Consider the following 12838-nt stretch of genomic DNA (forward strand, 5'->3'; position numbering starts at 1 on the left):
TATCTTCTAAAATCCAAAGCCAAAACCAAACTGAATTAAGTTCCCCTCAACAGAGTTAAAGTAGCCCACATTTATTGCCAAATAATTTCCTGCACTAGCCCATAAACCAAGACCTTGCGAGGTATGCCATGTATTAGAATCTTCGTTAGGTTGCCAAACACGACCATAATCAAATCCTCCAAAAAGACCTACTGTTATTGGTGCTACAGCTGTAACATAGCGCTTTAAACGCACACGTAAATCTGAAGATTGATAGAAATAAGATTTTCCAGTAAAACGTTCGTCTCTAAAACCTCTTAAACCATTATCGCCCCCAATAGATGGTGCGTGATAAAAGAAATAATCACCTCCAATATTGGTTTTATACTCAGCTTTAGTGTCAAACACCAAATTACCAGAAGCTATTATTTTTTGAATTATTTCTGCCTTAAACTTAAAATAACCAAAACTATTATTAATGCCAGATGTATTAGTTTTATAACCAGCATTTAGGCCTAAATACAAACCTTTTGTAGGAAAATCGTCGGCATCGTCGTTGTAGTAATAAATTGAAGTTTCTCCACCTACATAGTGTTGACGCTCAAAAATAGGCGTATCAAAATTAATAGTATTAAAAAAACGACTATCCATATTTTCAACTTTAAAAGACTCGTAAAGCGCTTTAATTTTTAAAGTTTTATGCACAAATCCTGTTTGTAATTTTACTTGCTGAGTTCTAGCACGATAAAACTCTTGAAAAACATCGTCTTCAGCATTAATACTATTGTTACCAAAGCCAAAAAAGTTTCGTGTATAGCGTTGAGAAGATGCATAACCATTTATTTCTAAATTCCAACGAGGAAATACATTTGCAAAAACACCTTTATATTTTAATTCTGACGCCTTAAAGCCGAAAAAATATTTAGCTGCTAGTGTGTGTTTTTGCCTAAACGGATTTCCATTAAAACCATTATTAGTATAAGTACCTTTTGTGCCAATAGAAAAGCCATCGTCTGTTCTAAAATCTAAAGTAGGCACAACTATGGTGTGGTCTTTTTCTAAATAACGCCAATGGAACGTATTGGTTTTATACAAATCTGTAAGTTGTGTTGCTGTTTTTTTACCTGTAAACTCACTTTTTTCGTGGTTCCAATCATATATTTTTATTTTTTTACGGTTTTCTATGTTGTAATCATCTTTACCATAACCACCAATAATTCTTATAACTAATTTAGAATTAGCATCGCCAATAACTTCAAAATTATCGTTATCACCTAAACCATAAACCCAAATTTCATCAGTTTTATCTTCATTGAACAGTCGGTCAAAGAATTTTTTATTTTTTCCTTTCGATATTAATCTTCTCATTTCAACTCTAGTTTTTCCTTCAGCAAGACGACTAATTTTAATTTCATCATCTTTTTCTGATGCATATAAAACAATTCTTCTTTCTAAATATTCTCCATAATCTTTTGCGTATTTAGGCAATAGCTTCAAACGTTCTTTAAGACTTTCTTTTATATAATTAGACGTACTATCCTGTACTTCTTTTGGTAATCTTTTAAATGCTTCATCTATTTTAGCATTAGTAAGTTGTTTTTTAATATATATAGCTTCCTTCTCCCAATTACTTGCATCGCAATTGGTTAAAATGGTTTTATCTAGCTTACTACCAGCATAATTTAACCATTTAGTATTTTTAATAGTTGGTCCGTAAGATTGCCACTGCCTAGTAATAGGAATAAACCATTGAATAATATTTATTGCTGTGCCATCAAACTTTGGAAAAGCATTATCTCTATCTCTAGGAACAGGCATAAATTCTTTATTACCATCTGGTGTTTCGTACTCGGCCCATCGCCATTGGTCTGCATGCCTATCCCAATCGCCTAAAAGCATATCAAACACTCGCGCTCTAACAAAACTTTGCTGATCGACGCTGTAAGATTCATCGCTTTTAATTTTTTCAAGCATATCAGTTGTGCTTTCAAAATCGGTAATTTTTCCTTTTTCATCTATAGTTCTGCGATACCCCTTGTAATTTAATTGCTCGTCTGATGGACGTTGCTCTATAAAATAAAGCTGATTACCAAACGTGCTATTTAACCTTCCTAATTCAGACTGACTAGGCACATAAAATAATTTGGTATTCGCATGGTTAACATCTACAGATTTGGCCATAGGATTAATAACCATTTGCATGTAAGGATGTGCTGTTGTAAAGAAATCTGAAATTAAATCTTCTGGTAAAGACCCTTTGTAATCGTTTTGAGTAAATGCAACACCTGGAACTCTAAATTTTAAAAATTTGAGAGGATCTTTACGTAACGAACGCATGGCAAATTCTCTTTGCTTATTGTCCTCTAAACGAATGGAGTAAGATTGATGTCCACCTCCTTTTTTTGTAAAATGTAGTCCGCCATTTAAAGTATCTAAATAAGCTATTGGAGCTGTAACAGGTTTATAGTAATAATCGCGATAGCGATTTCCCCATAAAAATTTAAAAAAATTTCCGTGTTTTTCTCTTTTGCTAAGATTATATACAGTGTTTACACTTTCTTTTGATGCTGTATTAGTAACATTTTGTTGCTTCGTATTCTCTATAAATTTGTCTAAGACAGAAAAACGAGCGGGCTTACTATTTGTAGTTATAAAATGTACTTGCGAAGATCCATCTTTAAAATAATCTAACTGAACAAAACCTTTTTTTCCGTATGTAAAAACACCTTCGTAAGGCAAATTACCACCTACGCTATTAATTGTACTCTTACTGCGTTTTGTTGGTGCACTTCGACCTATTGACCCACTTATAATTTGATGAATATCGCCTCCTTTAAGATACTGTAAACTCTCTTCGTGACCAGAGACAATTGTAATTCTATTGGATGCTTTTGCTAAAGAAGCTACTAGAGCTCTAAAACCATTGTAAGGTCTTGCTAAAAGATTTCCGTTAGAAAAATCGCCTAAATAATCTACGCCTTTATGCAAAGTGCTAACAACAGGAATAGGCGCCATGACATTTTTAAAACTATTATGCCCTGCGTAAACACCATTACTAAATATAGGATGATGCATAGCAATTACTAAGTTTTTACCTTGAGCATCGTTAATATAACCTTCCAGCTCTTCTGCAAATCGCTTACGAGTTACAATATCTGTGCACTTTTTATTAATATTAACTACGTTTTCCCAATTAGAAATAAACCATTGCGAATCTACTAACAGCAAATCAAGCGATTCGTTTATGTTAATAAACTCTAACGGACATCCATTTTTAGGTAGCACATAATCTTCTTGGTTTTTAACCTCGTCTAGATATTCTTCTACCTTTTGAATTGAATCTATATGCTTGCTTTTCCATTCGTTGGTTCCTGGCAAAAAAACAACCTGACCTTTAAAGCTTTTTGCCAATGTCAATTGTTCTTTAATTAGAGTTTTATCTTTATGCCAAGCTCCTTTTTTTTCTGAAATATTATCTCCAACAAATAGTAGTGTGCTATTTTTATCGGCCTTTTTTAAACTTGATTTTAAAAGGTTTGTTAAGGTTTTATTGTTTTTATCTACCTTATTATTACCAAAACCTCCAACAATAAAAAAAGAATGCGATTTATTTTGAGTTTTTACTTCGAATTCTAAATCCTTTTTAACTTGAAGTTTATGCGTAGCACAAGCACTAAACAAAGCTGTGACCGCTAATAAAACAACAATTTTAAATGGATGTATATGTGTTTTTTTTATTTTCAAAATTTAGTATATATAATTTGTTTTAATAAAGAAAGAGATTAAGAATAACCCCAACCTCTTCTCTTTATATTCTATAAATAAAATCTAGGGTTATTATCTCATAACAATAGATCCTCCAAGTTTTTTGTCTTGTTTAACAGTTTCTGGGTTACCAAATATTTCAATTTTACCACCAGCTACTACATTTGCGTCTATATATTCTTTAGCTGTTACTTTTGCCATACCTCCTGCAAAAACAGCTACGTCTATTTTTTCTGACTCTAATCCTTTTGAATGATATTCGCCTCCGCTGCGTATAGTAATATCTTGGTCGTCTGTTGTACCAGACACTTTAATTTCACCTCCAGACACTGCCTTAGAGTTTAAATTTTGAGAAGTTATAACAGCGTCAATTTCTGCTCCTTCTTGGGCACGAAGCGTTAAATAATTAGATTTAAGCTTATTGTCTGTTTTAATTTTAGCACCCTCGTTGGCATCAACCAATTGTAAATCTTCTGTATAATATAGAGTAAGGTATGTTTTATTACCATCTAAAAAATTATCGATTTCCATTCGTATTTTAAGCCTACCATCATTATTAACAATACTAACTTCGTCTGTATCATCTCCAGATATTGTTGCATAATTTTTATTACTTTGTACTAGCTTCACATTAATTTGATCGAAAACTTTTAGCTCGTTAAAAGGTTCTAATTGTTCGGTGGTTGTAGTGTTTTGTGCATTGATAAAACCACTAAAAAATAAAGTGACTATAAGTGCAATTTCTATCTTTTTCATAAATGTTATGTATTAGTATTATAGTTCTATTTTAAACAAGTAAATTGTATTTTAAAATAGAAGTTGTTAATATTATTTTTAAATTACAGGATAAAATTAAGCCAAGACCAATTGTCTTTTTAACGCTATTACTTTTTATCTTAATCCAAAAGCATTGTACGCTTCTTAATAGTATAATGTCTTTAAAAAACACCTCAAATAATTTTAGCTTAAGGCATTTTACGTTGTGTATTAAAAGCAGTTACTACTTTCCTCCTCTTGCGGGATAATCATTTTTATTAATGTAATCAATGGCATTTAAAATATCGTTCCAATTTGGCCTTGCAAAAGGCATAGTTTGTATTGCCGAGGCATAGAGTGTGTTATCTGGCCTTACTAAAAACACACCAGGCTCTGAAAAAACATTGGGTTCTTTATCTGAAATACCATTAGATATAAAAAGACCAAATGCTCTAGCTTTATCTTCGGTTAAATTATAAGCTATAGAAAGTTCGGGCACATTCCATGTATCTCCTGATTTTTTTGCTCGCTCTTCACTATCACTACTTATAGCTATTACTTTTACACCGCGCTTATTAAAATCTTTTAATTTAGTAGCTAAGTCTTCTAAATATGCTTTACATACCGGACAGTGAAGCCCTCTATAAAAAACTAAAACGGTGAATGTTTCGCTTTGCTGCCCGCTTAGCTCCCATGTTTTATCTGTTATTAAAGGTAGTTTTAGACTTGGTAAATCTGTATTTGGCTTTATCATTTTATATTTTTTTGTGCAATTTAAATTAGATTTCGATTGTCTTTTAACCCTATACCTTTAATTATTAACTTAGAAAAGAAGCTATGCAATTAATCCTTTTTTTAATCTGTTTATAATGTTTGCTAAAAACCTAATGACAAAATCTCAAGATTAACTTACTAGATATTATATAGCTAGACTACTACTCTTTTTATTCTACTTTTATTTAACACGTATCATAAACAAACAATAATCAAATGCACTAATAATTCATTTTTTTGCATCAATCATAACTTTTATTTGATATTATTTTTGTTGCAGATGTTAAACGGAATACATCAGCAAAAGAAAATTCCGATCATTTAAATTTTAATAAATTATTATGAACGCATACACAGAAACTGTAGGAACTCACTTAAATAACCTTTTAGAAAAGACATACGATGCGGAAAAAGGATATAAAACTGCTGCCGAAAATACCGAAAACACAAATCTTAAAGCTTTCTTTCAAAGAAAAAGTGAAGAACGTAAAGATTTTGGACATGCTCTAAAAGCAGAAATTAAACTATTTGGAGAAGAACCAGAAAAAGGTGGTAGCATACAAGGAAATATGCACCGTGCTTGGATGGACACTAAAGCCTTCTTTACTAAAGATAATGCAGAAGCCATGCTAGAAGAATCTATTAGAGGAGAAAAAGCTGCCATAGACGAATACGAACATGTATTAAAAGAGGCGACATTGCCTGCTAGTACAAATAGTATTTTATCGTATCAAATTAATACTATTAAATCTGATTTAAAAACTGTAAAACGTTTAGAAGATTTAAGTTAAGAATAAAAAATACAAATTATAAAAAGGAGATGCTTAAATGCATCTCCTTTTTGTTTGCATGATACTCTAGCAAACCACAAAAAACGTAATGAGTTAATAATCAAACGTATTGAGATTACCTGTTTCCAATCAATTAACCATCTTTACACTATAGCAATTGATAAAGCATCAATTTAAAATTTAACCCTTAAAACAAAACATTATGTTACGTTGGACAATCACATTTATAATATTAGCAATAATTGCTGCAGTTCTTGGATTTGGAGGCATAGCTGCTGGTGCAGCAAGCATCGCTAAAGTACTATTCTTTATTTTTCTTATCCTTTTTGTAGTGTCACTTATAGGAGGCCGAAAAAGACTATAATATAATTTTAATACATAAAATAAATATAACCTTTAAAATTAAAAACATGAAAAAATCAATTTTATACCTAACATTTGCATTATTATTTACTGCATCACTTTCAACTTTTACAAGTTGTAGAGATCAAAAAAGCACTTCAGAAAAAGTAGAAGAAAGTATTGACGAAGCAGGCGATGCTATTGAAGAAGGCGCAGAAGAAGTAGAAGACGAAATAGATGACGCTACAGACTAAAGTTAATATACTACTAATTATATAGCAATAACTTGCAGGCGATTTCTTTATAGAAAACCGCCTGCTTTTTTTTAAAATAAAAAACAGCAAAATGGAAAAGAACAATTTAAAAAGCGAAAAAGATTACATAGATAAATATCAAGATATGGGCTATACTTCTAATTACAGAATAGCCAATAATAACTTGATAGATTTAATTACTAAAACAGAATATAAACCTGCTGACATAAAAGTTGTAGCTAAGCATAGGTTTGAGGGTTTAAGCAACCCTGGCGATATGTCTATACTATATATTATAGAAATAGGTTTAAAAAGTAAAGGTACAGTATTGGCTAATTATAGCCCGTCGAGCGATACCGAAATGGCAGAGTTTTTTAATAATATACCCAAAGAAAACATATCTCAAAAAAACAACATTCTTGATTTTAAGATTTAGAATAGTACCACATAAAAAGTTCACCGTAATAAAAGGGTGAACTTTTTATATTTATACAATTAATAACTCTATACATTGCCCATACTATATGCATCTATTAAAATAATTAATTGCAAAAGCGTTGTATTTCAGTTGCTAAGATTTTGAAGCTTTTTCTGCATCTTTAAAATCAATCTCATTATCTACACTACCTTGAAAAGCTTCTATCCAACCATTTTTAAAAATATTCCATACGGTTGGCCATACTTTAGATTCTACTTGATTTAAGTCTCCAGAAATAGGTACTTTAGTAGCCAAAGTATTATTCCCTTTGTTTTTTAGAAGAAATTTAAAGAAACCAACAAACCCTTCCCAAAGGGTGTTTAAAAAGCCATCTTGCTCGGCACTTATTAGCTTAGAATCTTTTAATAAAGGTTTTAAATACCCTGTTAAATAACCATTAGCAATAGCTATTTCGCTAAACACATTAAATTCTCCTTCAGCAAAATCAATACCAGCATAATGCGTGGTAAAATCGTTTAAAGCTAATGCAGATGCATTTTCTAGCGAGAAAGACATATCTACATCTGGAATTTTCTTTACCAAATCCATTTTTCCATCTAGAACAAAATTACCGTTACCAATAGAAACTGCTGTAGCTTCGACTTTAGAAGGTAATTCGCTACCCGTTCGAATAACGTTTCTTAAATTAGTAGCATTTAGCTCTATATGGTTTAATTGTAAATCGATATTAGGATCTGCAGCCAATTGCACAAACGATGCTTTACCATTAATAATTTCTAGGTGATTTATATTTATAGGCACCAAATCTGTAAGAGCTTTAGACCAATCGTCAAAATCGGGATCTTTTGCTTCGTTTATCTGTTGATCTTCGAACACGTAAATAAACTGAGGTCTAGTTAAAATAACTTCGCTAACAATTTTCCCTTTAACTAATGCACTCCAAGCAATTGAAATATCGGTTTTTTCTAAATCTAAAACTGGTATTTGGGTATTGGCATCGAGTTTATTTAAAAATAAATTATTAATAACATATTTACCCGTAATAAGAGATATATCTATATCTGCAACCTCACCGTAATAACCTGGTATATCTGCAAGTACTGTGTTTACATAGTTTTTTACAAAATAAGGCAACACTATTCTAGCTGTTATTAAAATGGTTAATATTGCAATTGGAATTAAAAACCGTTTTTTTCTTAACATGCTTCTTTTTTTAGTTCTCATATATCGTGTGTTTTTATTTTCTTTTTTTACCATTACCAGTAACGGTATTCTTTAAACCATCTTTAGTATTAAGCCATAAATAATTAAAAAAAGATTTTGTTTTATCTCGCTCTACATTAATCTCTCCATAACGATAACCATTGGCATCTGTTTTAGAGCCATCGTTTGTAAAAAGATTTGCTATGGTAGTAACTAATTTTTTAACTCCTAACCTATTTTCGTCTAAAATTTGAAATTGAAAATCTTCATATTTCATTTTCATATCTCCAGAAGACTTTATATAATTGCCACTTACTGTCAAATATAATTCTTGAAAAACTCCGTTTGCTCGTACTTGTGCATTCGACTCTAAAAATGGATTAATAGCCTTAATTTTAAGATTTTTTATAATTATAGATGCTTCAAAACTATCATTACGGTTAGCTGTGTTAAAGTTAAAATTAAGTTCTATTGGCGCATCATCTATAAATAAAGCAGTACATTTTACATGTGTCTTTTCTTGATTAATATTAGACAAGTTATCTATACGTGCACTCCATCTTTTAAATAATATAGGTGTGGGTTGTATTTCATTTAACACTTTTTCTGTATAAGAAATATTTTGTCCATTTAACAACAAAGTATCTATTTGCAATTTTATAGGTAGCTTTCTTAACATTGCACTATAAAGTAATTTAGTATGTACGTCGTCTGGTAAAGTTTTATCTCTGTACAACTTAAGATTGCTTTGATTAAATTTAAACTGTTCTGCTTCAATTTTTAAGCTATCATTAAGTACCGACAAAGTTAAATTTTTAGCAATAGAGTTTTTTATCTGTAACTGTACATGGTCGCGCTCCTTATCAATCTTATTTGATAATTCTGAAACATCATATTTCGTTTTTACAGAAATAGCTCCCGTTTTTAAGTTTTGATTTCTGTAAGAAAGTGCTTTAATGGTTAATATTTCAAAATCTGTAAGATTATAAGTTAAACTATCTAAATTTAAACTCGCGTTGCTATAGTTAAAAGGAATTTTTTGTTTCGCTATGTCTGCACTAGTTTTAAATTTTTTTAGCTCAAAAAATGCATTTTTAATAGCTAAATCTATAAGATTTGTTGCATTATCTTTTTGCTCTATATCTGTATTGTAAACACTAATTTTTCGCACTATAACACATTCCTTTTTCCATAGCGCCCAATAATCTAGACCTTTAATATTTATTTTACTAGCACCAATGTTTATTTCCTTACCTAATTTATTATCTGGTAAAACCTTAAATTTAACATCCTTGATATTAATTGTATTAACAAATAAATTTAATGCCATACTGTTATAATTAAGTTCTATTTGAGCTGGTAATTTTTCAGAAATAATAGAATCAATTTTATATACTGCATATTCTTGTAACGCAAAAATTAATAGCATTAAAATAAAAAAAGCCCCTATTATAAAACGAAGCCATTTTTTGTAAAATATCGTGTTTTTCATATTTTAAGATAAATTCTCATCTGTAAATTGCTTGTCTAAACGGAGTTTTTTTATCCCTTTGCTATTTGGTTCAAAATATTGTTTAAACGCGCTAGCAGTTTTTATTTGTAAATAATCTTGGCCACAAATTATAATAGGATATTTAAGCAATATTGACATTTTATTTAAGTTGAAAGATACTAGTTGCTTAAATGCTCTATTAGCTTTATACATTTCTTTACTACCTCAAATACACCAAGATTTATAATTTAAAAATAAAAAAGCCGATAGATATTAATCTACCGACTCTTGTCACCAACCAATAATCATGAACAATTCATGATAACTTTTCTTTATGCATTTACAACCTGACCTTCATGCTTACCTTCTCGAATTTCCTCTATTACCTTTGCTATAAAAGCAGGTAAATCTTTAGGATTTCTACTTGTTACTAAGCCTTCGTCTACAACTACTTCTTCATTTACCCAGTTTGCTCCTGCATTAACAACATCGTCTTTTATACTATGGTACGATGTTACTTTTCTATTTTCTATAACCTTAGCACTAATTAATAACCATGGTGCATGGCATATTGCAGCTACAGGTTTACTCGCTTTAAAAAATGCTCTAATAAAATCTATAGCTTTATCATGTGTTCTTAATAAATCTGGATTTGCAACCCCGCCAGGAAGCAATAAAGAGTTATAATCGTAAACATTAGCGTCATCTACCAATTTATCTACACTAATAGTTTCTCCCCAATTATCACCATCCCAACTTTTAATCTCTCCTTCTTTTACAGAAATAATATCTACTTGTGCTCCTTCATTTTTAAGCGCATTTAAGGGTTCAAAAAGTTCTGATTTTTCAAATCCGTCTGTCGCTAAAATGGCTACTTTTTTATCTTTCAATTTCATATTATTTTTTGTTTTTAATAGTTTAACTTGATTCAAATCTACATTGCAATAGGCGTAACAGTTTGCTATATCACTTATATTTTGAACTCATATGATTTTAAAACAAATCACCTATTTAAACCCGTTAATAGAGCAAAGATTTATAGCGTTTGAGTTAATTTTAAAGAATCATCCCCATTATATTTATAATAGTTGTTAGATATACTAACAATAAACATTAATAATTAAAAAATTAAAATTCATGGGAATAATTGACGACAAAAGAAAATTTAAAAGAAAAGTAGAACAAAACGCTCCTACCAACCCTTCAGAAAATACAAATCTTGACAACAAGAAATTTGATATAAATGCAGATACAATTAAAGAACAGCAAAGTAAAAAGTAGTTTTTTTTAAACTCGAGTTAAAAAAATAAAACCCTTTTTTTTAAGCGCTTACACAAGTAGGTCTTTCTAAAAAAAGAAAACAAAAAAAGCCAACTTACAATAAGTTGGCTTTTTGTGCGGGCGGGGAGACTCGAACTCCCACACATTGCTGCACTAGATCCTAAGTCTAGCGTGTCTACCAATTCCACCACGCCCGCTAAAGGACTGCAAATATAAACAAGATTTTTAAATTCCAAACTCTTAAGGCAAAAAACATTCTTTTTTTCTACTTTTGACTATAATTTTATTCCTAAAACATGAAAGAAATCCAATCATACATAGCAGAACACAAAGACAGATTCTTAAACGAACTTATAAATTTACTTAAAATACCATCTGTAAGTGCAGACACAGCCTATAAAAACGATGTCTTAAAAACAGCAGATGCCATAAAAACAAGCTTAGAAAATGCTGGATGCGATTTGGTCGAAATTTGTAAAACCGACGGTTATCCAATAGTATATGGCGAAAAAATAATTGATAAAAACCTACCAACTGTTTTGGTGTATGGGCATTACGACGTACAACCCGCAGATCCAATAGAGTTATGGGATTCTCCACCATACGAACCCGTAATTAAAAAAACAGAAAAACATCCAGAAGGAGCTATCTTTGCCAGAGGAGCTTGCGACGACAAAGGGCAAATGTACATGCATGTAAAAGCGTTAGAGTTTATGACCTCTACAAACCAACTGCCATGCAACGTAAAGTTTATGATTGAAGGCGAAGAAGAAGTTGGCAGCGTAAACCTATCAACCTTTGTAAAAAATAATCAAGACAAATTAAAAAACGATGTTATTTTAATTTCAGACACTGGCATGATAGCCAACAACATTCCTTCAATAACCACAGGGTTGCGTGGCTTAAGCTATGTCGAGGTAGAAGTAACAGGCCCAAATAGAGACTTACACTCTGGACTTTATGGTGGTGCGGTAGCAAACCCTATTAACGTGCTTACTAAAATGATAGCATCACTACACGACAATAACAACCATATTACCATTCCCGGTTTTTACGACCATGTAGAAGAATTAAGTAAAGAAGAACGTGCAGAAATGGCCAAAGCACCATTTAATTTAAACAATTACAAAAAAGCACTAAACATAGATGCAGTTTACGGAGAAGAAGGCTACACCACCAACGAGCGCAACTCCATTCGCCCAACACTCGATGTAAATGGCATTTGGGGAGGTTATACAGGCGAAGGCGCCAAAACCGTAATAGCAAGTAAAGCTTACGCTAAAATATCAATGCGTTTAGTACCAAACCAAGATTGGAAAAACATTACCCAATTATTTAAAACACATTTCGAAAGCATTGCACCCAAAGGCGTTACCGTAAAAGTAACACCACATCACGGTGGGCAAGGTTATGTTACACCAATAGATAATATAGGCTACAAAGCAGCATCCAAAGCCTACGAGGAAACCTTTGGAAAAACCCCCATACCACAGCGCAGCGGTGGCAGCATACCTATAGTAGCTTTATTTGAGCAAGAACTAAAAAGTAAAACCATTTTAATGGGCTTTGGCTTAGATAGCGATGCCATACACTCGCCCAACGAACACTTTGGAATTTTCAACTATTTAAAAGGTATAGAAACTATACCATATTTTTATAAATATTTTACAGAATTATCAAAATAATTTGGGTGTTACCACAAGGGTCGCGCTTTCCATTATATCTTTTTTTGCCATTTATGGCAGCAAAAAAAGGATGCCAT

The 12838-nt window shown here is 31.4% G+C and carries 12 protein-coding genes and 1 tRNA gene; 6 read left to right on the forward strand and 7 right to left on the reverse strand.

What is annotated here, in order from left to right; translation table 11 throughout:
* Positions 1-6: 6 nt before the first annotated feature.
* The 3 genes from ABD715_RS03885 to ABD715_RS03895 all read right to left on the reverse strand — a co-directional run bounded on the left by ABD715_RS03885 (position 7) and on the right by ABD715_RS03895 (position 5254).
* Positions 7-3723 (reverse strand): ShlB/FhaC/HecB family hemolysin secretion/activation protein, encoded by a 3717-nt coding sequence (locus ABD715_RS03885; protein WP_344786775.1) that lies wholly within the window; start codon positions 3721-3723, stop codon positions 7-9.
* A 93-nt stretch (positions 3724-3816) separates the two neighbouring features.
* The gene (locus ABD715_RS03890; RefSeq protein ID WP_344786776.1) at positions 3817-4500 is read right to left on the reverse strand and encodes a head GIN domain-containing protein; all 684 of its coding nucleotides are present in this window, start codon (positions 4498-4500) and stop codon (positions 3817-3819) included.
* Between the two features lie 244 nt (positions 4501-4744).
* On the reverse strand, positions 4745-5254 hold the full coding sequence (locus ABD715_RS03895) for a peroxiredoxin-like family protein (protein ID WP_344786777.1): 510 nt from the start codon (positions 5252-5254) through the stop codon (positions 4745-4747).
* 361 nt (positions 5255-5615) lie between these two features.
* Between ABD715_RS03895 and ABD715_RS03900 the strand changes: the two genes are divergently transcribed.
* The 4 genes from ABD715_RS03900 (at position 5616) to ABD715_RS03915 (ending at position 7097) form a co-directional block, all read left to right on the forward strand.
* A complete protein-coding gene (locus ABD715_RS03900; RefSeq protein ID WP_344786778.1) occupies positions 5616-6065 on the forward strand; it encodes a ferritin-like domain-containing protein in 450 nt (149 codons plus the stop codon).
* Between the two features lie 202 nt (positions 6066-6267).
* Positions 6268-6429: a DUF1328 domain-containing protein gene (locus tag ABD715_RS03905; protein WP_344786779.1), complete on the forward strand. Its 162-nt coding sequence runs from the start codon at positions 6268-6270 to the stop codon at positions 6427-6429.
* Between the two features lie 46 nt (positions 6430-6475).
* Positions 6476-6661, forward strand: coding sequence for a hypothetical protein (locus tag ABD715_RS03910; protein WP_344786780.1), 186 nt, complete (start codon positions 6476-6478; stop codon positions 6659-6661).
* Between the two features lie 91 nt (positions 6662-6752).
* On the forward strand, positions 6753-7097 hold the full coding sequence (locus ABD715_RS03915) for a hypothetical protein (RefSeq protein WP_344786781.1): 345 nt from the start codon (positions 6753-6755) through the stop codon (positions 7095-7097).
* Positions 7098-7232: 135 nt separating this feature from the next.
* On the opposite strand, the gene ABD715_RS03920 is transcribed toward ABD715_RS03915, so the two are convergent.
* From ABD715_RS03920 to ABD715_RS03930, 3 genes are all read right to left on the reverse strand, one after another.
* Entirely contained in the window at positions 7233-8324 is a 1092-nt protein-coding gene (locus ABD715_RS03920; protein ID WP_344786782.1) for an AsmA family protein, read from the reverse strand.
* A 13-nt stretch (positions 8325-8337) separates the two neighbouring features.
* Entirely contained in the window at positions 8338-9795 is a 1458-nt protein-coding gene (locus tag ABD715_RS03925) for a hypothetical protein (RefSeq protein WP_344786783.1), read from the reverse strand.
* A 332-nt stretch (positions 9796-10127) separates the two neighbouring features.
* Positions 10128-10691, reverse strand: coding sequence for a type 1 glutamine amidotransferase domain-containing protein (locus ABD715_RS03930; protein WP_344786784.1), 564 nt, complete (start codon positions 10689-10691; stop codon positions 10128-10130).
* A 241-nt stretch (positions 10692-10932) separates the two neighbouring features.
* Here ABD715_RS03930 and ABD715_RS03935 point away from each other — a divergent pair, with 241 nt between their 5' ends.
* Positions 10933-11076 carry a hypothetical protein gene (locus ABD715_RS03935; RefSeq protein WP_344786785.1) on the forward strand — a complete coding sequence of 48 codons (144 nt, stop codon included), beginning with the start codon at positions 10933-10935 and terminating at the stop codon, positions 11074-11076.
* A 115-nt stretch (positions 11077-11191) separates the two neighbouring features.
* Here ABD715_RS03935 and ABD715_RS03940 read toward each other — a convergent pair.
* Positions 11192-11273, reverse strand: a tRNA-Leu gene (locus ABD715_RS03940).
* A gap of 99 nt (positions 11274-11372) precedes the next feature.
* Here ABD715_RS03940 and ABD715_RS03945 point away from each other — a divergent pair.
* A complete protein-coding gene (locus ABD715_RS03945; protein ID WP_344786786.1) occupies positions 11373-12761 on the forward strand; it encodes a dipeptidase in 1389 nt (462 codons plus the stop codon).
* The last annotated feature ends 77 nt before the right edge of the window (positions 12762-12838 follow it).

The sequence above is a fragment of the Postechiella marina genome (assembly GCF_039538365.1).
Classification (GTDB): Bacteria; Bacteroidota; Bacteroidia; order Flavobacteriales; family Flavobacteriaceae; genus Postechiella; species Postechiella marina.

Excerpts from the sequence above, each read along its gene's own strand:
- ABD715_RS03890 (WP_344786776.1), bottom strand. The coding sequence starts at position 4,500 with ATGAAAAAGATAGAAATTGCACTTATAGTCACTTTATTTTTTAGTGGT.
- ABD715_RS03895 (WP_344786777.1), bottom strand. The coding sequence starts at position 5,254 with ATGATAAAGCCAAATACAGATTTACCAAGTCTAAAACTACCTTTAATA.
- ABD715_RS03900 (WP_344786778.1), top strand. The coding sequence starts at position 5,616 with ATGAACGCATACACAGAAACTGTAGGAACTCACTTAAATAACCTTTTA.
- ABD715_RS03905 (WP_344786779.1), top strand. The coding sequence starts at position 6,268 with ATGTTACGTTGGACAATCACATTTATAATATTAGCAATAATTGCTGCA.
- ABD715_RS03910 (WP_344786780.1), top strand. The coding sequence starts at position 6,476 with ATGAAAAAATCAATTTTATACCTAACATTTGCATTATTATTTACTGCA.
- ABD715_RS03915 (WP_344786781.1), top strand. The coding sequence starts at position 6,753 with ATGGAAAAGAACAATTTAAAAAGCGAAAAAGATTACATAGATAAATAT.
- ABD715_RS03920 (WP_344786782.1), bottom strand. The coding sequence starts at position 8,324 with ATGAGAACTAAAAAAAGAAGCATGTTAAGAAAAAAACGGTTTTTAATT.
- ABD715_RS03925 (WP_344786783.1), bottom strand. The coding sequence starts at position 9,795 with ATGAAAAACACGATATTTTACAAAAAATGGCTTCGTTTTATAATAGGG.
- ABD715_RS03930 (WP_344786784.1), bottom strand. The coding sequence starts at position 10,691 with ATGAAATTGAAAGATAAAAAAGTAGCCATTTTAGCGACAGACGGATTT.
- ABD715_RS03935 (WP_344786785.1), top strand. The coding sequence starts at position 10,933 with ATGGGAATAATTGACGACAAAAGAAAATTTAAAAGAAAAGTAGAACAA.
- ABD715_RS03945 (WP_344786786.1), top strand. The coding sequence starts at position 11,373 with ATGAAAGAAATCCAATCATACATAGCAGAACACAAAGACAGATTCTTA.